The organism is Nonomuraea sp. NPDC051941 (assembly GCF_044593615.1).
This window is the reverse complement of sequence record NZ_JBIUCF010000057.1, coordinates 47,184-67,438: the sequence shown is the minus strand read 5'-3', so window position 1 is coordinate 67,438 and position 20,255 is coordinate 47,184. Positions and strand designations below refer to the sequence as shown.

Annotated in this window: 19 protein-coding genes; 8 read left to right on the top strand and 11 right to left on the bottom strand. The window is 71.4% G+C overall.

Going from position 1 to position 20,255, the window contains the following annotated elements:
• The first annotated feature begins 156 nt into the window (after positions 1 to 156).
• From ACIHFD_RS56845 to ACIHFD_RS56835, 3 genes are all read left to right on the top strand, one after another.
• On the top strand, positions 157 to 1,179 hold the full coding sequence (locus ACIHFD_RS56845; RefSeq protein ID WP_397374006.1) for a LacI family DNA-binding transcriptional regulator: 1,023 nt from the start codon (positions 157 to 159) through the stop codon (positions 1,177 to 1,179).
• Positions 1,180 to 1,335: 156 nt separating this feature from the next.
• Complete coding sequence (locus ACIHFD_RS56840; RefSeq protein ID WP_397374005.1) at positions 1,336 to 2,583, top strand: cellulose binding domain-containing protein; 1,248 nt, start codon at positions 1,336 to 1,338, stop codon at positions 2,581 to 2,583.
• A gap of 12 nt (positions 2,584 to 2,595) precedes the next feature.
• Positions 2,596 to 4,185: a cellulose binding domain-containing protein gene (locus ACIHFD_RS56835; RefSeq protein WP_397374004.1), complete on the top strand. Its 1,590-nt coding sequence runs from the start codon at positions 2,596 to 2,598 to the stop codon at positions 4,183 to 4,185.
• Between the two features lie 136 nt (positions 4,186 to 4,321).
• Here the strand turns inward: ACIHFD_RS56835 and ACIHFD_RS56830 are convergent, their stop codons facing one another.
• Both ACIHFD_RS56830 and ACIHFD_RS56825 read right to left on the bottom strand, forming a co-directional pair.
• Complete coding sequence (locus ACIHFD_RS56830; protein WP_397374003.1) at positions 4,322 to 5,791, bottom strand: SDR family oxidoreductase; 1,470 nt, start codon at positions 5,789 to 5,791, stop codon at positions 4,322 to 4,324.
• 78 nt (positions 5,792 to 5,869) lie between these two features.
• The gene (locus ACIHFD_RS56825; protein ID WP_397374002.1) at positions 5,870 to 6,316 is read right to left on the bottom strand and encodes a hypothetical protein; all 447 of its coding nucleotides are present in this window, start codon (positions 6,314 to 6,316) and stop codon (positions 5,870 to 5,872) included.
• A gap of 224 nt (positions 6,317 to 6,540) precedes the next feature.
• Here ACIHFD_RS56825 and ACIHFD_RS56820 point away from each other — a divergent pair, with 224 nt between their 5' ends.
• Positions 6,541 to 6,972, top strand: coding sequence for a calmodulin-binding protein (locus ACIHFD_RS56820; RefSeq protein ID WP_397374001.1), 432 nt, complete (start codon positions 6,541 to 6,543; stop codon positions 6,970 to 6,972).
• A gap of 342 nt (positions 6,973 to 7,314) precedes the next feature.
• On the top strand, positions 7,315 to 8,541 hold the full coding sequence (locus ACIHFD_RS56815; RefSeq protein WP_397374000.1) for an MFS transporter: 1,227 nt from the start codon (positions 7,315 to 7,317) through the stop codon (positions 8,539 to 8,541).
• Between the two features lie 22 nt (positions 8,542 to 8,563).
• On the opposite strand, the gene ACIHFD_RS56810 is transcribed toward ACIHFD_RS56815, so the two are convergent.
• Genes ACIHFD_RS56810 through ACIHFD_RS56795 form a run of 4 tightly spaced genes read right to left on the bottom strand, consistent with a single transcriptional unit; the run spans position 8,564 to position 12,860 of the window.
• The gene (locus ACIHFD_RS56810; protein ID WP_397373999.1) at positions 8,564 to 11,068 is read right to left on the bottom strand and encodes an FtsX-like permease family protein; all 2,505 of its coding nucleotides are present in this window, start codon (positions 11,066 to 11,068) and stop codon (positions 8,564 to 8,566) included.
• Positions 11,065 to 11,757, bottom strand: a complete 693-nt coding sequence (locus ACIHFD_RS56805) for an ABC transporter ATP-binding protein (protein WP_397373997.1) — start codon at positions 11,755 to 11,757, stop codon at positions 11,065 to 11,067. The genes ACIHFD_RS56810 and ACIHFD_RS56805 overlap by 4 nt, the downstream gene beginning before the upstream one ends.
• The gene (locus tag ACIHFD_RS56800; protein ID WP_350742052.1) at positions 11,754 to 12,263 is read right to left on the bottom strand and encodes a PadR family transcriptional regulator; all 510 of its coding nucleotides are present in this window, start codon (positions 12,261 to 12,263) and stop codon (positions 11,754 to 11,756) included. Before ACIHFD_RS56800 ends, ACIHFD_RS56805 begins: the two co-directional genes overlap by 4 nt.
• A gap of 57 nt (positions 12,264 to 12,320) precedes the next feature.
• A complete protein-coding gene (locus ACIHFD_RS56795; RefSeq protein WP_397373996.1) occupies positions 12,321 to 12,860 on the bottom strand; it encodes a nuclear transport factor 2 family protein in 540 nt (179 codons plus the stop codon).
• A gap of 121 nt (positions 12,861 to 12,981) precedes the next feature.
• On the opposite strand from ACIHFD_RS56795, the gene ACIHFD_RS56790 reads away from it, so the two are divergent.
• From ACIHFD_RS56790 to ACIHFD_RS56780, 3 genes are all read left to right on the top strand, one after another.
• Positions 12,982 to 13,875, top strand: coding sequence for a LysR family transcriptional regulator (locus tag ACIHFD_RS56790; protein WP_397373995.1), 894 nt, complete (start codon positions 12,982 to 12,984; stop codon positions 13,873 to 13,875).
• Between the two features lie 86 nt (positions 13,876 to 13,961).
• A complete protein-coding gene (locus ACIHFD_RS56785) occupies positions 13,962 to 14,471 on the top strand; it encodes a SigE family RNA polymerase sigma factor (RefSeq protein WP_397373994.1) in 510 nt (169 codons plus the stop codon).
• Positions 14,471 to 15,142, top strand: a complete 672-nt coding sequence (locus ACIHFD_RS56780; RefSeq protein WP_397373993.1) for a hypothetical protein — start codon at positions 14,471 to 14,473, stop codon at positions 15,140 to 15,142. The genes ACIHFD_RS56785 and ACIHFD_RS56780 overlap by 1 nt, the downstream gene beginning before the upstream one ends.
• Positions 15,143 to 15,151: 9 nt before the next feature.
• On the opposite strand, the gene ACIHFD_RS56775 is transcribed toward ACIHFD_RS56780, so the two are convergent.
• From ACIHFD_RS56775 to ACIHFD_RS56755, 5 genes are read right to left on the bottom strand one after another with little or no spacing between them, the layout of a single operon-like run.
• On the bottom strand, positions 15,152 to 16,222 hold the full coding sequence (locus ACIHFD_RS56775; RefSeq protein ID WP_397373992.1) for an NADH:flavin oxidoreductase/NADH oxidase: 1,071 nt from the start codon (positions 16,220 to 16,222) through the stop codon (positions 15,152 to 15,154).
• On the bottom strand, positions 16,219 to 17,190 hold the full coding sequence (locus ACIHFD_RS56770) for an amidohydrolase family protein (RefSeq protein WP_397373991.1): 972 nt from the start codon (positions 17,188 to 17,190) through the stop codon (positions 16,219 to 16,221). Before ACIHFD_RS56770 ends, ACIHFD_RS56775 begins: the two co-directional genes overlap by 4 nt.
• Positions 17,187 to 17,633: a hypothetical protein gene (locus tag ACIHFD_RS56765; RefSeq protein WP_397373990.1), complete on the bottom strand. Its 447-nt coding sequence runs from the start codon at positions 17,631 to 17,633 to the stop codon at positions 17,187 to 17,189. The genes ACIHFD_RS56770 and ACIHFD_RS56765 overlap by 4 nt, the downstream gene beginning before the upstream one ends.
• Before the next feature lie 24 nt (positions 17,634 to 17,657).
• Positions 17,658 to 18,851, bottom strand: coding sequence for an FAD-dependent monooxygenase (locus ACIHFD_RS56760; protein ID WP_397373989.1), 1,194 nt, complete (start codon positions 18,849 to 18,851; stop codon positions 17,658 to 17,660).
• Positions 18,848 to 20,245 carry an MFS transporter gene (locus ACIHFD_RS56755; protein WP_397373988.1) on the bottom strand — a complete coding sequence of 466 codons (1,398 nt, stop codon included), beginning with the start codon at positions 20,243 to 20,245 and terminating at the stop codon, positions 18,848 to 18,850. Before ACIHFD_RS56755 ends, ACIHFD_RS56760 begins: the two co-directional genes overlap by 4 nt.
• Between the last annotated feature and the right edge of the window lie 10 nt (positions 20,246 to 20,255).

Here is a 20,255-nt window from a genome sequence, read left to right as displayed (position 1 = left end):
GCCCGAACTCTGGATCCGGCGCCGTGACGGGTCGACCCCGTTGAGTGCCGCGGGCAGGCCGGCCAGGTTGTTGGCCGGCGCGATCGCATATTAGTGATCGATCACTTTAGCGTCAACGCTAGGCTGTCCCGCAAGGAGCGAGGAAAGGGGGTCCCCTTGGGCGAGTCCGAGACGCCGCGCGTCACGATCCACGAGGTGGCCCGGCGTGCGGGCGTTTCCCACCAGACGGTTTCCCGCTACTTCCGCCACAACGAAGGCTTGAAGCCGGAGACCCGCAGGAAGATCGACCTGGTCGTCCAGGAGCTCAACTACCGGCCCAACCTGGTCGCGCGCTCCATGCGCACCCGGCGCACCAACCGGCTGGCGATCACCCTTCCCGCCTCCACCTATCTGTGGCCCGTACGCCTGCTCAGCGCCGCCTCCACGGCTGCTCACGCCGAAGGCTTCCAGCTGGAGGTCGTCAGCATGGAGGGCGGCCCCCGCGCCAGGGCGGAGCGGATCCTGGAGCTCGCGGGCTCGGGGCAGGTCGAGGGCATCCTGTCCTTGACGCCCCTCGAGATCGACCCCGGGGCATCGCCGGTCCCCATCGTCGTCACGGGCGACTACGACGACAACCTCCGCAGCGTCAACGAGCTCGCGGACGCCTCTCCGATCCGCGAGATCATCGAATATCTCGCCTCGCTGGGGCACAGAGTCTTCTTCCACATCGCCGGCACGCAGACTTTCGCCTCCGCCCGCAATCGCAAACTGCTCTACGAGCAGACGATCAAGCAGTACGGGCTCACGTCGTACGGCATCGCCCTCGGGGACTGGAGCCCGCAGTCCGGCTACGACGCCGTCCGGGGCCTGCCCGAAGGAAGCGGCGTGACCGCCGTCGTCGCCGCGAACGACCACGTGGCCATGGGCGCCGTACGAGGAGCGCTCTCCCGGGGCTGGCGCGTTCCCGACGACGTCAGCGTGTTCGGCTGGGACGACGAGGAACTGGGGCGCTTCGCCAGCCCGTCGCTCTCCACGGTGGCCGTCGATCGCGAGGTTCAGGGGCGGGCGGCCATGGCCAAGCTCATCGCGGAAGTCCGGGGCGAGCCGGTGCCGGAATCCCCCTCACGGTCGATCAACCGGGTGATCGTACGCGAGACCGTGGGTCCGCCACCGTACGCGTGCGAGCAGGGCGGTGTGTGATCGATAACGCATGGGCCGACCAATAGCTGCGACGGCCACCAACCCGCCACGCTGAAACTTTCACCCTGCCTTGACATGCGCCGGGCGCCGCCCTTACACCGTTGGGTGTTATCGATAACGCACCTCATGCATCGGCTCGGCAGAGAGAGTTGCGCGATGTCCAGACGTAGACCCTTGTTGACCGCCTTATCGGTCGTGGCGCTCGTCGTCCTGGTGGCCACAGGCGGCCCGGCGCTGAGCGCCGACTCCGGCAGGACGTCACCCGGTGCCGTCGCGGCGACCGCGGGATGCGGCAAGGCACCGGGGCTGGCCAGCGGTACGCGTTCGATCCAGACCAGCGGCAAGAACCGCAGCTACATCCTCAAGGTCCCCGACAACTACGACATGAACCACCCCTACCGGCTGATCTTCGGGCTCCACTGGCTGGGCGGCACCGCCACCGACGTCGCCACGGGCCAGACCGTGCAACGGGACGTCTGGGCCTACTACGGCCTCCAGCGCCTGGCGAACAACAGCACGATCTTCGTCGCCCCTCAGGGCTTCAACAACGGCTGGGGCAACTCCAACGGTGAGGACCTGACCTTCGTCGACGACCTGGTCCGGCAGATCGAGGGAGCTCTCTGCGTCGACACCACGCAGCTGTTCGCCACGGGTTTCAGCTACGGCGGCGCCATGTCGTACGCGATCGCCTGCGCCCGGGCGAACGTCTTCCGCGCGGTCGCGGTCCAGTCCGGCGGCCAGCTCAGCGGCTGCAGCGGCGGCACCCAGCCCATCGCCTACATGGGGATCCACGGCATCAGGGACAACGTGCTCAACATCTCCGGCGGACGATCCCTGCGTGACCGGTTCGTCCGGAACAACGGCTGCACCGCCCAGAGCCCGCCCGAGCCGGCGCAGGGCAGCCTGACGCACCGGGTCACCACCTACTCCGGATGCTCGGCCGGGCATCCGGTCGTCTGGGCGGCGTTCGACGAAGGTCACATCGCCGCGCCACAGGACGGAGCCGGCGGTGACAGCGGCTCCAGGACCTGGGTCCCGGCGGAGGTGTGGAAGTTCTTCACCCAGTTCCAGAGCGGCCCGACACCGACACCCACACCGACCCCCGTTCCGGGGGCGTGCTCGGCCGCGATCGAGACAACCAACAGCTGGGACGGCGGGTTCCAGTCGACGGTGACGGTCCGGGCGGGCAGCGCGCCGGTCGACGGCTGGACCGTGAACTGGACCTGGCCCGGCGGGCAGAGCATCAGCAGCCTGTGGAACGGCACGCAGAGCGGCTCCGGCTCCGCCGTGACGGTCCGCAACGCCTCCTACAACGGCTCCATCGCCGCGGGCGCCTCCACCACCTTCGGCTTCACCGCCAACGGCACCGCGGCCACCCCCACCGCCACCTGCACCAGCCCCTGATGAGGAGGGTCCTTGCGCACGGTCGGAACGCTTCTCGCCGCCGGCATTCTCATAGGCGGTCTGATCGCCCTGGAAGACCAGGCCGGCGCCCTGGACAACGGGGTCGCCCGCACGCCCCCCATGGGCTGGAACAGCTGGAACACCTTCGGCTGCAGCATCAACGAGACGCTGATCAAGCAGATGGCCGACGCCATCGTCAGCTCCGGCCTGCGTGACCTGGGCTACAAGTACGTCGTGGTCGACGACTGCTGGTTCGACCCCGCCCGCGACTCGGCGGGGAACCTGCGGGGCAACCCGTCGCGATTCCCCGGCGGGATGAAGGCCCTCGGCGACTACCTGCACGCCAAAGGGCTGAAGTTCGGCATCTACCAGGTGCCCGTGGACAAGACCTGCGCCCAGTACTTCGGCAGCTACCCGGGCGCGACCGGAAGCCAGGGGCACGAGGTCCAGGACGCCAAGCAGTTCGCCGCCTGGGGGGTGGACTACCTGAAGTACGACTGGTGCTCGCCCAACGGCACCATCGACGACCAGGTCCGCACGTTCGCGAAGATGCGCGACGCGCTGGCGGCGACCGGGCGGCCGATCGTCTACAGCATCAACCCGAACAGCATCCACGCCAAGACCGGGCCCCAGCGCAACTGGGGCGACGTCGCCAACCTGTGGCGGACGACCGAGGACATCACCAACAAGTGGAACACCGGCCAGACGAACGGGTACCCGATGGGCATCCAGAACATCGTCGACGTCACCGTCCCACTCGCCTCGTACGCCAAGCCGGGCGCGTTCAACGACCCCGACATGATGGAGATCGGCCGGGGCGGCATGACCGACACCGAGATGCGCAGCCACTTCGCCCTCTGGGCGATCATGGCCTCACCCCTCATCGCCGGGAACGACCTGCGCGCCATGGACCCGGCGACGACGACCATCCTGAAGAACCAGAACCTGATCGCCATCAACCAGGACCCGCTCGGCCTGCAGGCACACCAGGTCAGCAACGACGGGGCCCGGCGCGTGCTGGCCAAGAAGCTCGGCAACGGCGACGTCGCGGTCGCCCTGTTCAACCAGGGCGGCAGCACGACCACGATCAGCACCACCGCGTCCGCGATCGGTTTGACGGGCGATTCGTTCACCCTGCGCGACGCGTGGACGAACACCGTCAGCACCAGCACCGGCACCATCTCGGCCGCCGTGCCCTCGCACGGCACCGTCGTCTACCGGGTCAGCGGCGGCACCTCCTCGACGCCGACGCCGACGCCGACGCCCACGCCGAGCGGGCAACCGGGCGGGTGCACGGCGACGTACCGGCTGGTCAACGACTGGGGCACCGGCTTCCAGAGCGAGGTGACCGTCACCAACAACGGGCCGTCCGCATTCAACGGCTGGACCGTGAACATGACGCTGGCCGGTGGACAGGCCATCACGAGCCTGTGGAACGGCGTGAACACCGGCACCACCGGCATGGTCACCGTCAAGAACACCTCCTACAACGGCACCATCGCCGCCAACGGGACGACGACGTTCGGCTTCACCGCCAACGGCAACGGCTCGACCGCCCCCACCGGCGTCACCTGCACGACCCCGACCTCTCAAGGAAGGTAAGCGACCCATGCGACGGGTCAGCTCTTTACGCCGACGGGTGGCACTCCCGGCCGCCGTCGTCGTCGCACTGTCGACGGCCGGTGCCGGCTACCGGTGAATCGGCCGTGGCGGCGGCCCGTACCTCCCGCCGGGGGTCCTACGCGGGCACGGCCTTTCGCCGGGCGGCGGCCGCCGCCACGTTGACGGGCATGCGCCCGAAGATCAAGCCGTGGAAGGGGCTGATCGCCCACCAGTAGAGGTGCCCGAGCAGGCCGTGCGGGTGGAAGATCGCCCGCTGCCGGTAGAAGGTACTACCGCCGGAGCGGGAGACGCTCAGTTCCAGCCAGGCCAGGCCCGGCAGTCGCATCTCGGCGCGCAACCGCAGCAGGCGACCGGGCAGCACCTCTTCCACCCGCCAGAAGTCGAGCGTGTCGCCCGTCCTCAGCCGGTGTGCGTCACGCCGCCCGCGGCGCAGCCCGACGCCGCCGAAAAGTCTGTCCAGCAGGCCGCGCAGGTGCCAGGCGACCGGAAGGGAGTACCAGCCGTTGTGACCGCCGATACCCTCGATGACCTGCCACAACGCCTCGGGGTCCGCGTCCACCCGGAGGCTGCGGCAGTCGATGTAGAGGCTGCCGCCGGCCCAGTCGGGATCGGTCGGCAGTGGGTCGCTAGGGGCGCCGGGTGTGGAGGCCGAGGACCAGCGAGTGGCGACGTCCGCCTCCTTGATCTTCTTGAGCGCCAGTGAGACGGCCTCGCGGAAACCGATCAACCCGTCCTCCGGGTCGGTCACGTAGCGAGCGATGTCGTGCTCGCCGCAGATCCCCTCATTGCGCAGTGACTCGACCAGCGGCCGCGCGATCCCCGACGGGACCGGGGTGACCAGGCCCACCCAAAGGCTCGACAACCTCGGGGTGAGCACCCTCACGGGAATGATCGCGCGGTGGGGCAGACCGGCCACGGACGCGTACCCGTGCATCATGTCGGCGTAGGTCAGCACGTCCGGGCCGCCGATGTCGAAGGCACGGTTGACCTCGTCGGGCACGCTCGCCCAGGCGGTGAGGTAACGCAGCACGTCCCGTACGGCGATGGGTTGCGTGCGGGTGTGCACCCAGCGGGGCGTCGTCATGACCGGCAACCGTTCGGTCAGGTATCGCAGCATCTCGAACGACGCCGAACCGGAGCCGATGATGACCGCGGCCCGCAGCACCACCGCCGGCACGCCTCCCCGCAGGAAGATCTCGCCCACCTCCGCCCTGGACCGCAGATGAGGGGAAAGCCGCTCGCTGGGGACGAGCCCACCGAGGTAGACGATGCGACGTACCCCCGCCTGCTCGGCCGCCGCCGCGAACGTCTCGGCGGCCCTGCGGTCGTTCTCGGCGAACTGCCCGGCCCCGCCCATCGTGTGGATCAGGTAGTAGGCCACCTCGATGCCGTCCAGGGCCTCCCGGGTCTGTCCGGGATCGGTGGCGTCCGCCTTGACGACCGACGTCCGCGCCACCCAGGGCAGGTCCCGCAGTCTCTCAGGGGATCGTGCCATGCAGCGGACCTCGTGACCTGCCGCGAGCAGTTCGGGGGCCAGCCGGCCGCCGATGTAGCCGGTCGCCCCGGTGACCAGACAACGCGCCATCTCCGCACCCTCCGCTGTGGGGTGTGCCCTTCGGGCCGGGCTACCCAGCAGATCGGGACATAACCGCACGTCAGAGTGCTACGCGTCGCGGGCGCGCCGCAGCACCGGCAGCCCCGTACCGGAGTCGAGCACCAGGCGGTCTCCAAGCGGCCGGGCGAGCGTGACCGTGGTCGTGGCCGTCTTGAGTATCGCCGGGCAGGGCTTGCCCGAGCCGGGGTCCTCCTCGTCCACGTCGACCACCACCAACTGTCCGGTCTCGTAGGCGCGTGCCCCGTGAACGGTGTCGCAGGCGCCGTACCCATAGCGGAGCAACAGTTCGCTTGGCTTGCCGGCGACGAGGTCGAACGCCGTCACCTCTTCGACGCTCCCCTGCACCCGCTCGGGCCGGGCGGTGACGGCCGAGGGGTCGACCGCCACGTGGACCTTCTTCTGCTCGACCCCCTCGACGGTGAACATCCAAGCGGGCGCCTGGATCGCGCCGCGGCTGGTCTCCAGCGGAACCTTGCCCAGCCTGGCCCCGGTCACCCGGAGGATCGGCGGCGCGGTTTCCCGTTGGACAGCCCGCAGGCCGGGGTGAGCGCCTGGACGGGCGGCGGACCGGAGTGCGCCGCAGCCGGAGGCGGCGATTGAGGCCGTTGCACGCGGTGACAGCGTTATCACTGTGACGTCAGGGGACGCCCTCACTCTCCTGTGATTACTTAGCGCATGGAAAAGCTACTTACAGTAATCGTACGAGGTGAGAGGTCTCCATGCGCAGCATCCTGACCAGGACCGTCACGGCCATCGTCGCCATCGCGACGCTCGGCTTGGCCGCTCCCGTGCCCGCCCAGGCAGCGGCCCGAGCCTACTTCGAGTTCACCGACTTCACCCAGTCACGGTTCATCGTCGAAATCACCGACCCCGACAAGATCCAGCACGCCCGCGACCTGCTCAGCGGCGACACCACGGACCGGCCACACGTCATCGGACGCATCGCGCCGCGCCCCGCTCCCTACAACCCTCGCTGGAGCTACCAGCTGCGGCCCGAGACGATCGACTTCTTCGACGTCGCGATCGAGGTCTGCGACGCGACCATTCCCTACGTCGAGGACAACCTGGACGAGGCCGGCGGGGCGTTCCTGCCCGGCTATGTCTGGTGCCCCTGGTCTTCCAAGCTCGTGCGCGAAATTCCGACGGCATAGGCCCTCGTCGTCTGCCATCGCGGCCCCCGGAGAAGCGATCCGGGGGCCGCCCGCGCAGTTCGACCGCCCTTGACGACGCAGCCCGTACCATCGGGCGCATGACGTGCGTGCTGGTCGTGGAGGACGACCTGGTCACCCGGTCCGAGCTGGTCGAGACGCCGGCCGCCCAGGGTTACGAGGCGGAGCCGGCCGCGGACGGGGCCGAGGACGGCTGAACCAGGCGCCGGGCACCCCGCTCGGGTGCCCGGCTCGGTCGCGAGCGTGTGGCGGCCGCAGGAAGATCTTTGCCTGTCTTCGCGCGTTCGCCGTGTGCCCGGGGTATCGCCCGCGCCATCATGCCGCATGCCGAATGCGCAGCTCAGGGGCCGATTTCCCGCCGAAGTGGGGCGTAACGGCCTGCTGGTCATCGCGGCCCGGGCACTGCGGACCTTCGGGTACGGATGTACCAGCGTGCTCCTGGCCGAGTTGCTCGCCCAGGACGGCGACGCCCCCTGGCAGACCGGGCTGCTGCTGGCCGTGGCCGCCGCGGGTTCGGTGTTCGCGAGCCTGATGCTGGGCCTGTTCGCCGACGTGTGGGGACGGCGGCGAACGCTGATCGCGTGCGGCTGCCTGATGGCGGTGACCGGCGTCGTGTTCGCATTCAGCGAGTCCTACCCCGTGCTGGTCGCCGCCGCCTTCATCGGGACGATCTCGCCCTCCACCAACGACAACACCCCGTTCTCCGGGGTGGAGCAGGCGATCCTCGCCCAGAACTGCCCCCCGGCCCGCCATACGGCCATCTTCACCTGCTACAACGTCACCGCCATGGCATCCGGCGCGCTGGGCGGCCTGGCCGCCGCCGCCCTCGGGCTCCAGTCGTGGACATCGGCCCCGGACGCCGCCTTCGCCCTGTACGCGGTCCTGGCGGCCGGCACCGTGACGCTGTTCTGGCACCTGTCGCCGCAGGCCGAGGCCCCCGAGACCGCACGACCTGACCGGAGCGGGCACCGCGTGCGGGTGCCGGGCCAGGTCCGCCTGCTGGCCGGGCTGTCCGCCCTGGACGCCCTGTCCGGCGGGCTGGCCGTCCAGGCCGTGCTGGCCTGGTGGTTCGCCCACCGCTACGGCGCCACCACCACGCAACTGGGCCTGGTGTTCTTCGCCGCCAACCTGCTGCCGGCGCTGGCCCAGCTCACCGCGCCGCTGCTGGCCGCCCGGCGCGGTCTGCTGGCCACCATGCTCCTTCCGCACACGGTGGCCAACCTGCTGCTGGCCTGCATCCCGTTCGCCCAGAACCTCGCCACCGCCGTCACCCTGCTGCTGCTCCGCCAGACGGTCTCCAAGATCGACGTACCGGCGCGGCAGGCCTTCACGGCCGCGGTCGTTCCCACCGAGCACCGCACGGCCGCCGCCGGCATGACCAGCATGGCCCGCAGCATCGCCGTCTCGGCCGCTCCCATCGCCGCCACCACGCTGCTGACCGGCACCCTGGCCGCGCTGGGAGCTCCGCTGCTGCTCGGCGCGGCCCTGGGCCTCGGCTACGACCTCGCCCTCTGGCGCGCCTACCGAGGCGCACCCCTGGCCGAAGGCTGAGCGAGCGTCCAGCCGGTCGGTGTCACAGGAGCCGGCGGGCGAGGGGAAGCCTGGTCCGGATGATCAGCGCCGCCGCACTCGCCAGAACGGGCAGCCCGATCACCACGGCGACGAGAAACGGCCACGGTATCGCGATCGTGGCGGGATCTCCGGCGCCGTGCGTCGTCATCGGCCGGGTCAGGGCCAGGCCCGTCACCGTTCCCGCGAGCAGCCCCACCAGCGCGCCGAGCCCGGAGATGTAGAGGGCCTGGCCCGCCACGACCGCCCGCGACATCCTGGGCGGGGCGCCGATGGCCACCATCGTCGCCCGCTCGGGCCGCATGTCGGCGGCTGCCAGGCGGGTGGCGGCCAGCGTGCCGCCGACGACGAGGACGAGAGCGCCGCCGAGCCAGCGCCACAGGCCGGGGGCGGGGTCGGGCATGTTGCGGTAGCCCTCCTCGGAGGCGACGGTGACGCGGGGGGTCACCTTGGCCAGATCACGCGCCAGCGTCGAGTTCGCCGACGGCCGGTACATGGCGTAGAGCTGGCGCTCCGCCGTCGCGAAACCGGCCTGCTCCACCAGGGCACGCGGCAGCAGGGCGCCGCCCTGGTGCTCGTCGGCGGGTGTGGCCAGCACCGCGGGCACGTCGAGCTTGCGCGCGGGGCCGGACGTGGAGCTCGCCCGCAGCGCGAGTTTGCCGTCCCGCAGCGCGGCCGGGTCGAACACCACGGCCTTCCCGCTCGCCAGCGCCGCGGCCGCCTGCGGATCATGGCGCCCCTGCAGGAGCCTGAGCAGAGTCTGGTCTCCGACGGCCACCGTGCGACGGGTGCGGGTGCCGTTCCATCGCACCGTGTACCGCAACGCGTAGCGGTGGCCCTTGGCGTCCTTCACCTGGTAACCGGCGGCCAGCGGCACGCCCGGCAACTGGCGGGCGGCTTCGGCGCGAAGCCTGCTCCAGGCCGGATCGCCGATGTTTCCGGCCCAGATCGCCAGCATGCCGGTCGGGCGCGCCGAGGTGAAGGCGTTGCGCCGGTCCATGTACTCGCTGTACGTGCCGATGCCCACCGCCACGACGGTGGCCGTAACCGCCATGACCGCCGCCACTGCGCTCGCCGTACGGGATCGGTGGCGGACCGCGTCACGTACGGACATCCGCAGCGGGAGCCGCAACCGCCCGGCCAGCCGCCCCGTGCAGCGGACCAGCCACGGCGTCAGCACCACCAGCCCGAGCAGGACCAGCACGGCGGAGGCGAGCACCCAAACCGAACCCGGCTGGCGCCGCGCCACCACGGTCGCCCCCAGTCCGGCCAGCACCAGCGCGGCCCCCGCCAGCGGCCATCCCGGCCGATCGGCCACCGCGGGCGTCCGGCCGGCCAGCACCGCAGCGCTGTTCTGCCGAGCCGCCTGTACGGCGGGCACCAGCGCTGCCACGATCCCGGTGAGCAGGCCCAGAGCGGCGACGGCCAGCACCGGCGGCCACGGCACCTCCGGCGGGCCGACCTGTCCGCCCCAGCGCGCCATGATCGGGGCGCCGAGCGTTCCCGCCCCGATGCCCAGCACCGTCGCCACGAAGGTGGCGGCCCCGCCGAGAAGCAGCCCGTCGGCCACCACGATCGTCCGCAGTTGCGCGGCCGAGCCGCCCTGGGCCGCGATCTCGGCCAGTTCCCGGCGCCGCCTCCTGAGCCCGACCGCGAAAGCGGGCCCGGCCAGCAGCACGGTCACCAGCACCACCATGATCACCATGGCGCCGATCCCGACCGTGGACTGGACGTCGAAGCCCGAGTCACGAGCCCACGAGCGAGGGTCCGTCATCATGGCGCGCGAGGTGACGTACAGACCGGCGCTGTTCAGCGCGCTCACGCGGGTCCAGGACACGGGCTCGGCGGTGTCGGCGAGCCATCCGGTGCCGTTCTGGCGCGGAGACCAGAACTCATTCACCGACGCCAGCGGGAGATCGGGACCGACGACCTGCCGCAGAGAGGGCCGGTTCGGGTGTTCGACCACGCCCACCACCGTCAGCGGCGCCGCGCCGGACGGCCGCAGCAGGTCGCCGGGCCGCAGGCCGAACGCGGAGGTCACCGCGACCTCACGGGCGGCCGCGGGCAACCTGCCCTCGCTCAGCGTCCGCATCCCCTTGGTGAGGGGATCGCGCAGGTCGGTCCGCAGCGCCTCGACCCGCTCGCTGCCCAGTTGGAGCACACCGGCATCGAACGGGATCAACCTGCTGCCCGGTCCGAGCAGCGCCCCCACCTCGGCGGCGCCGCGCCGGGGCACGGTCGCTCCTTCACCGCCCCCGCTCCAGCTCGTCCCGTTCGGCTCCTGGCGGAGCACCGTACCCTCGGGTGCCTGCATGAGGAGGGCGTCGGCCGCGCCGAGCTCGGCCACCAGCCCCTCCCGCGGACTGACGCTCATGGTCGCGGTGAGGGTGAGCATCGCCGTGATCACCAGGACAGGCAGGCCGATCATCACCATGATGAGCGCGCTTCGCCCCCGGGAACGCCACGCGTTGCGGCGGGCGAGGCGCAGCGCGACCAGAACGGCGCTCATCGGGCGCTCTCCAGCGGCACGTCCGTGGAATCCGCGACCATCCCGTCACGCAGGAACACCACCCGATCGGCCCAGGCGGCGTAGCGCGGCTCGTGGGTGACGAGTAAAACCGCCGCGCCCACGTCGCAGCGGGCGCGTAAGACCTGCAGGATCTCATCGCCGGTGCGCGTGTCGAGCGCGCCGGTCGGCTCGTCGGCCAGCACCAGGCGCCGCTCGCCGACCAGAGCGCGGGCGATCGCGACCCGCTGGCGCTGGCCACCGGACAGCTCGTCGGGGAAGCGGTCGGCCAGCTCTTCCACGCCGGTCTCCGCCAGCACGACCATGGCCTCCTCGCGGGCGAGGCGTGGGCGCGCGCCGTCGAGCTCGCGCGGCAGCATCACGTTCTCCACCGCCGTCAGCGACGGGATCAGGTTGAGGTCCTGAAAGACGTAGCCGACGCTGCGCCGCCGTAATGCCGCCAGGTCGCGTACGGCGGCCAGGTCCTGATCGTCGACGTGCACCGTGCCCGACGTGGGCTGCTCCAGCCCGCCCACGAGGTTGAGCTGGGTCGACTTGCCCGACCCGGACGGGCCCATGACCGCGACCAGCTCCCCCGCGTCGCCCTCCAGGCTCACGCCCTTGAGAGCGTGTACGGCTGTCGCCCCTTCGCCGTGGACTCTGGCCACCTCGGCCAGCCGTACGACCGTCATGTTTCCTCCTTGAGAACGGCCTCGCAGTGGTCCAGCCACCGTTGCTCGGCCTCGGCCCGGAAAATCATGGAATCGAGCACCAGCCGCTGGGCCGCGCCTCCCGTCACAGCTCGCTTGGCCTTGGTCAGCTGCTGGAGGGCGCGCATGGTCGCCGTACGCTGCCGGCGGATGACCTCGGCGACGTCCACCTCCTTGGCCTCGACGGCCATGGCCAGCTTGATGACCAGCTCGTCCCGCGGCCGGTCGGACTGGACGATGGGGGTGCTGAACCATCGCGCCAGCTCCGCCCGGCCGGCCGCGGTGAGCGTGTAGGCGACCCGGCCCTGCTCGTCCGACTCGCCCGGCTCGACGAGGCCGTCGCGCTCCATGCGGGACAGCGTCGCGTAGACCTGGCCGATGTTGAGCGGCCAGGTCGCCCCGGTCGAGGCCTCGAACTCCACCCGCAGCTGGTAGCCGTGCCGAGGCCCTCTGCTGAGCAGCGCCAGCAGGCCGTGCCTGATCGACATGGATACTAAGTATGCATATGCAGTATGCATCGCTCAAGCGGATCCGCCGCATTCGGTTCAGCGCGGCCGGGGTGAAGGCGTCGTCGCCGCGGAGCCGAAGATCGCGGTGGGGTCGCCGGTGTACCAGGCGTTGTCGATGCGCACGCGGCGGATGACCCAGCGCTCGCCGTCGCGGACCAGGTCGACGTCATAGGGGTTCTTCAGCAGGGCGAAGACGGCGTGGTCGGCGGTGAGCAGATGCTGGGCCTCCACCAGGGCCATCAGCCGCGCGGTGTCCCCGTCCACGGCGATGCGGGGGTTGGTGACCTGGTGGGTGGTGTCCACCCGGCCGGTGAACATGGTCAGGATGGTGCCGACGATCGTGTCCCGCCCGGACATCACCGGGGGCCGGCCGCCCCACTTGGCGGCGGCGGGGCGGAAGTCGAGTTCCGCCCCGGCGGCGAAGGCGGAGGCGAACAGCGACTTGTCCTTGAGGTCCTGGCCCAGGCCGAACCGGTACAGCGCGTCGAGGATCTCGGCGCGGTCCCGAAGCTCCCTTACCAGTGCGTCCGGGTCCTTCGCCGGGGTGGCGACGGCGTGGTCGGCGGTGACGTACATGGCTTGCTCCCGTGCAGGTCAGAGGGTGTCTGGCGGGTACCACTCTCGTCCCGGGGCGAAGGGCGATCAACGCGGCTCTGTGGAAGGATCGTGAAGCGACGGTTAACGATCTGGAGGTGACATGCTCGAGCGGCATGAGCTGGAGGCGTTCCTGACCCTGGCCGAGGAGCTGCACTTCGGCCGTACCGCCGAGCGGCTGCGCGTGTCCACCGCCCGGATCAGCCAGACGATCGCCAAGCTCGAGCGCCGGACCGGGGTGCCGTTGTTCACCCGTACCAGCCGCCGGGTGGAGCTGACCCCGGTGGGGCGGCGACTGTACGAGGAGGTCCGGCCCGCCTGGGACGAGATCGCCGCCGCGTTCACGCGGGCGATCGACACCGGTCGCGGCCTGACCGGCACCTTGCGGGTGGCCTTCGTCGGCGCGGCGGGCGGGCAACTGCTCGCGGGGGCCGCCGAGCTGTTCCACCGGCGGCTGCCGGACTGCGAGGTTCAGCTTCGCGAGGCGCAGATGGTCGATCTCATGCCCTGGCTGCGCGACGGCCAGGTCGATCTCGCGCTGGGCACGTTCCCCATCGACGAGCCGGACATCGCCACCGGCCCGGTGCTGGTGTCCGAGGTGCGCATGCTCGCCGTACCATCCGGGCACGCGTTCGCCCGCCGTACGTCGGTCTCGCTCGAGGACCTGGCCAGGGTCAAGCTCCTCCAGCTACCGGACACCCTGCCCGTCTCGCTGCGACAGGACCGCACCCCCGGCGTCACTCCCTCCGGACGGCCGATCGAGCCGGGTCCCGCGGCCTCGACGTTCAACGAGATGCTCACCCTCATCGGCGCCGGCCACGGCGCCTTCCCCGTCGGAGCCCAGGCCAGGCGCTACTACGCACGTCCCGACGTCGCCTACGTCCACCTCAGCGACGCGCCGCCGCTGCGATGGGGACTGCTGTGGCGGTCCGACGGCGCCACCGCCCGGGTCCGCGCCTTCGCCGAGGCCGCTCACGACCTGGTCACTTCCGCCTGAGCGACCATCCATCGGCCGGCGTGTTGCAACCTGCGCCCGGGCCGGACGCATCTCCTGGGGTGTGAAGCCATCTATCGGGGAGACCAATGAGCCTTGACGAGGAGTACACCGCCTATGTGAGTGTCCGGCTGTCCTGGCTGAGGAAGATCGCATACCCGCTGTGCCAGGACTGGCACCGCACCGACGATCTGGTGCAGGCGGCGATAACGCGGCTCTACGTCAAATGGCGCCAGGCACGGGCCGCGGACGACCTCGACGCCTACGTGCGCACGATGCTGATCCGGGTCTTCCTCGCCGAACAGCGCGGGAGCTGGTTCTCCCGGGTACGGCTGACGTCCACTCCATCCGACCGGCCGGCCGAGGGCGTCGACCGGGACCTGGTCATGGACGTCAACCGGGCGCTGGCCGCCGTTCCCGCGCGCCAGCGCGCCACCCTCGTGCTGCGCTTCCACTGTGACCTGAGCGTGGAGCAGACCGCCCACGCGCTGGGCTGCTCCACCGGAACCGTCAAAAGCCAGACCGCCCGCGGCCTGGCCACCCTGCGCTCGCTGCTCGACGCGCCGGAGTCCCGTCTCGCACGTACGGAGGAATCGTGATGGATGTCAAAGAGGTGTTCGACTCGCTGGCGCGCCAAGAGGGGCCGCCGAGCACGACGAACGTGAACCGGGCCATGGCGACCGGACGCGCCCGGCGCAGACGCCGTCGTGCTGCCGTCGCCGCGACGTCGGCGGTGGGAGTCGCCGCGGCCGTTGTCCTGGCCTGGTCGGTTCGCCCATGGTCGGAGCGCCAGAACAGCATCGTCGCCGCCCTGCCCACCGCGCCGTCCGCCGAGGTCACGATCACGGTCACGCCACGACCCGGCAGGGGATTCGTGGAACTCAAGAAGAAGCATCCCCCCAAGGGGAAGATCGCCTCCGTACCACCGCTGGTGATGTGGGTGAGCGACGCGCCCCGCAAGGGTGAGCTCTTCCTGTGCGAGAGCGGCCCGAACGGTAGCTCCTGCTCCGGTTTTCCGCCGCTCACCAAGGAGTTCGCCCGTATCCAGGGCAAGCTTCGGGGCAAAGCCGTCTGGTTCGGTATCGCCAAGGACGACGTTCACGGGGTGACGGCCGTCACCAAGGACGGCCGGAGGCTTCAGGCGAACCTCACCCGGAATGTCGGCCCGGGGCTCGGGCTCTGGGCCATCGAGTATCCCCCGGAAACGGACGTGCTGAGGCTCGTCATCACCGACGCCAAGGGGAAGACCCTGCAGAAGATCACCGTGTGACGACCCGATTCAGACGGCACGCAGGTACTGCCGCGGATAGCGGTCGCGGAGGGTGGCCGGTTCGAGGCGCGCGGCCGCGCGCAGCGGCCACGACGGATCTCGCAGTGCCTCCCGCCCCAGGAGGACGACGTCGGCGGAGCCCTCGCCGAGCACGGTCTCGGCCTGGTCCGGGTCGGTGATCAGGCCGACCGCGCCGACCGGCAGCATCGCCTTGTCCCGCACCTGCCGGGCGAACGGGACCTGGTAGCCGGGGCCGACCGGGATCCGCTGGTCCGGGTCCAGCCCGCCGGTGCTGACGTCGAGCAGGTCCACTCCGCGGTCGTGCAGGAGCCGGGCGAGATCGACCGTCTCCTCCGGCGTCCAGCCGCCGTCCACCCAGTCGGTGGCCGAGACCCGGACGAGCAGGGGGCGCTCGGCCGGCCATGCCCCGCGCACGGCATCGACCACCTCCAGCAGCAGCCGGACCCGGTTGTCGAAGCTGCCGCCGTAGCGGTCCGTCCGCCGGTTGGCGCGCGGCGAGAGGAACTGGTGCAACAGGTACCCGTGCCCGGCATGGATCTCGACGACGTCGAAGCCGGCCGCGGCCGCGCGCCGGGTCGCGGCGGCGAAGTCCGCCACGACCCGGTCGAGGTCGGCGACACTCGCCTGCGCGGGTGTGGCATAGCCGCGGTAGGCGAGCGGCGACGGCCCGAGCGCGGTCCAGCCGCCGTCCGCCGCCGGGATCGAGCCGCTCCCGAGCCCGGGCGGAAACGTCGACGCCTTGCGTCCGGCGTGGCCGAGCTGCACGCCGATCGGTGTGCCGTGCGCATGCGCGAACGTCGTGATCCGCCGCCAGCCCGCGACCTGCTCGTCCGACCACAAGCCGGTGTCCCGCGGGCTGATCCGCCCCTCCGGCGAGACCGCGGTGGACTCGGTGAGCACCAGTCCGAAGCCACCTGTCACCCGGGCGCCGAGATGGACGAGGTGCCAGTCCGCCGGTACGCCGTCGGGGCCGGCGCTGTACTGGCACATCGGCGAGAGCCACACCCGGTTCGGCAGGGTGAGCCCGCGCAGCGTCAGCGGGCTCAAGAGCGTGCTCATGCCGGCGCCCCCAGGAACGCGCGCGCGTTGGCGGCGAGCGTGGCCACGTCGAGGCCGCCCGCCTCGGCGAAACCGACGGGATCGCGTTGCGCCATGTCGAAGGGATGGTCGCTGCCGCACACCACGGCCTGCTTCCCTGCCTTCGCGGTGAGCAGGCCGAGCAGCGCGCGGTCGTGGGTGACGGTGTCGAACCACAACGAGCGTACGGTCTCGCCCGGCGGCCGGGCCGAGTCGCGCCGCACGTCCGCGCGGGTCCGCCACCCGTGATCCCAGCGGCCGAGCAGGCCGAGCGCGCATCCGCCGCCGTGCACGAAGCAGATCCGCAGGTCCGGCAGTTGCTCGACGACCCCGCCGAGCAACAGCGCCGCGACCGCGGTGGCCGTCTCGACCGGGTTGCCGACCAGGTTCGCGAGGTAGTGGTCGCGCCACTCCGGGCGCGGGAGCTGCATGGGGTGCACCAGCACGGACAGCCCCTCCGCGGCGGCGACGCCGAGGACGTGCCGCAGTACGCCGCGGTCGAGCGAAGCGCCGGCGAGCACGGGCGGGACGGCCACCCCGGCGACCCCGGGCAGCGCGGCGAGCCGCATGAGCTGCGCCGTCGCCGTTTCCGCGTCGTCGAGGGACACCAGGCCCAGCCCGGCCAGGGCCCCGCCCGAGCCGCTCACGACCTGGGCCAGCGCGTCGTTGAAGGCGTCCACGTACGGTGCGGCGGGGCCGGCGACCGGGAAGGCGAACGGAGGAGCCGAGAGCACCCGGACCCCGATCCCGGCGGCGGCCATGTCGTCCAGGGTCGCGGGCACGTCGCTCATCGCCCGGGTCGGGATGGACAGCGGGACGTCGCCGAGGTGGAGTTCGCCGTCGCGGTCGTGCAACGGGCCGTACGGCGCCCCCGGCGGGAGGTCGAACAACTCGGGCGGCAGCCAGTGCGCGTGGACGTCGATCGGGCCGTCCGCGAGGGGACCGATCATCGAACGGCCCCGGGCAGCGGGAGCGGCGCGTTCGCGCTGTCGAGGTGCTCCACGGTGGTGAAGACGAGGTCGGTGTCGCCGATGTTCTCGATGTCGTGCAACAGGTACTGCCCCGCCCCGAAGACGAAGTGCCGTGTCTCACCGGCGGAGTAGGAGACCTCGCGCGTGGTCCCGTCACTGGTGTGCTGGCGACTGCGGCCGGCGTTCACCGCGGTCCAGAAGTAGTCCAGGACGTGCCGATGGGCGTGCCAGCGCTCGCCGGGCGCGAGCCTGATCTCCCAGACCCGGACCCGGTCGGTCCCGCTGAGCAGCCTCGAGCCCACCTCGCCGTCGTGGGCGTGCGCGTCGAACTCGGCGCGCAGGTCGTCGGACCAGCCGTCGAAGCCGGTGGCCACCAGGTTGCCGGCCAGCGGCAGATCGGACAGGAAAGCGGTGTCGGACATCTCATCTCCTCATCTGGTTGTGTGTCAGCGGCCGGGGCCGTAGAGCCCGAAGCGCAGGCTGGGGTCTCCGGGCGTCCAGGTGTTGTGGACCTGTGAGCGTTCCCCCATCGCCGCCACGCGCTCCAGCAGCCTGGCGCTGAGTTCGAGCTGCCCGGGCTCCCATTTGCGCAGGGCTGCGGGGATGTCGCCGTCGGCGGCGGCGAGGGCGTCGGCGAGCGCCCAGGCGTCCGCGGCCGCCTTGGCGGTGCCCGCGGCGGCGTGTGGGCGTGCCGCCGCGGCCGCGTCGCCTACCAGGGCCACCCTGCCGTCGGCCATCCGCGTGGAGCGGATGTCGGAGACCACCTGGATGAAGGGGTGTTCGGTGGCCGCGATGACCTCGGCCGCGGCGGGCGCGAGCGACCGGGAGGCCGCCTCGCGCATCTCCTCGACGTAGCGGTCCTGGACCTGGCCCGGGTGCAGGGACACGGTGCCGGTGAAGCCGCGCTTGTCGATGAGCATCTCCGCGAGCTGTCCGCCTGCCGGCACGTTGCGGTACCAGACGTAGTTCATCAGCCGGTCCCGCGGGCCGGTGCCGCGCTCGCCGGGGATCGGGTAGAGCGTGATGTGCGAGTGCGGCACCACGCTGTAGGAGATGGCGTCGCCGAGCAGGGCGCGGGTCGCCCCGCTCAGCTCGTGCTCCGGTACGGTGCCCCGCCAGCCGATGTAGCCGGAGTATTCGAGCCGGGCGCCGGGATCGAGCAGGGGACGGCCGGTCGAGGTGATGCCGTCGGCGAAGACGACCAGCTCGGCCTCGGCCCGGCGGCCGCTGACGAACCGGACGGTGGCGTGCTCGGCCTCCTGCGCGACGCCACAGGCGAACTCCCCGAGGTGGTAATGGTCGGTGCCGAAGTCCGCGAGCAGGCCCCGGTAGAAGGTGCCCCAAGAGGTATGGGTCCAGCGGCGCCGATCGCGGTGCACGATCCCGTTGTCGCGGTCGAGGTACTGGACGTACTCCGTCGCGGTGCTCAGAGCGTCGAGGCTCTGCGTACTGCGCTCGGTGAACCACCGTACGGTGTCGGGCTGCAGGACGATCCCGCCGCCCCGCCCGTCCAGCGGGGTGGGGGTGCGCTCGAACACCTCGACCGAGAACCCGAGGTCGCGCAGCAGCAGGGCGGCGGTCAGCCCGCCGATGGAGCCGCCGATGACGGCGGCGCGGGCACCTTCGTAGCGGGACGTCACCGGGTCTCCTCTCCGGCGCTGACCGCGTCGCGGTCGGGATGGCTCGACTGGGCGGCGGGCACGGGATCGTCCGGGAGCGGGGCGCCGCGGGTCTCGGGTGCGGCGAACAGGGCGAGCGAGCCCAGCATCCCGACGGCGACGACGCAGGTCGTGGCGAGCCCGAGGTCCCCGCCGAACCAGGAGGCGGCGACGACGCCGGCGACCAGCGGGCCGCTCGCGGTGATGTAGCGTCCGATCCCGTTGTAGAGCGCGATGCCGGTCGCCCGCACGCTCGGCGGGAAGAGCTCGGGTCCGTAGACGAGGATCCCCGACAGGGCTCCGTACAGCCCGAACCCGACGATCGGGATGACCAGCAGGAACGTGGTGTGGGTGTGGGAGAAGGGGAACAGGAACGCCACGCTCGCGCCGGAGATCGCGAAGCTGGTGGCGAAGGCCCTGCGGCGGCCGATCGCGTCGGCGAGGAAGCCCCAGCTGGCGTAGCCGAGGATGCCGCCCGCGTTGAACAGCATCGACGCGACCGCGACGCGCTCGTTGGCGACGGCGGCGGGCAGGTCCGCGGCCGCGGCCGCCTGCCGGATCACCTGCGGGTACCAGGTCGAGACGCTCCAGAAGGCGACCAGGGAACCGGTGGCCAGCCCGGTCCCGATCAGCGTGTGCCTCAGCAACGGGCGGGTCAGCAGCCGCCGCAGCACGAACCGGTCCTGCGCGGTGCGGTGCCCGCGGGCCTTGCGCTCCCGGCGCGCGGCGATGCTGCCGCTGATCTCCGGCGGCTCGGGGACGTGCCGGCGGATGAAGTACACCAGCAGCGCGGGGATGACGGCGATGCCCATCATCAGCCGCCAGCCGTGCCCGCCGAGGACGGCGTAGGCCAGCGCGGCGATGAAGAAGCCCATGGCGTAGCCGGACATCATCACGCCGGATGCCCGGGCCCGGTGGCGGTTGCGCCAGGCCTCGGCGACCAGCGCGGTGCCGACCGGAGCTTCCACGCCGGACCCGAGGCCGGCGATGAACCGGAACACGCCGAGCTGCCACCAGGTGTCGGCGAACGCGGCCAGCGCGGTGAACACGGCGTACGTGATGATGCCGGCCGACAGCACTTTGACGCGTCCGAAGTGGTCCGCCAGCATGCCGAACAGGATGCCGCCCGTGCCCCATCCCAGCAGGAACAGCGCGACGGTGAGGCCGCCGTAGAGGCCGATGCTTCCGGCGTCCGCGGCGACACCGCTGTGCGGCAGCAACTCGGTCATCGCCGGGCCCAGGACCAGCCCGTACAGGCTGGCCGCGAACCCGTCGAGGGCCCAGCCCATCGTCGTGCCCGCCAGGACCAGCCACTGCGTGCGGGTGATCTCGGCGCGCCAGTGGCCGGGCGGTGATTCGTACGATTCTTTCGGCATGGACGTTCTC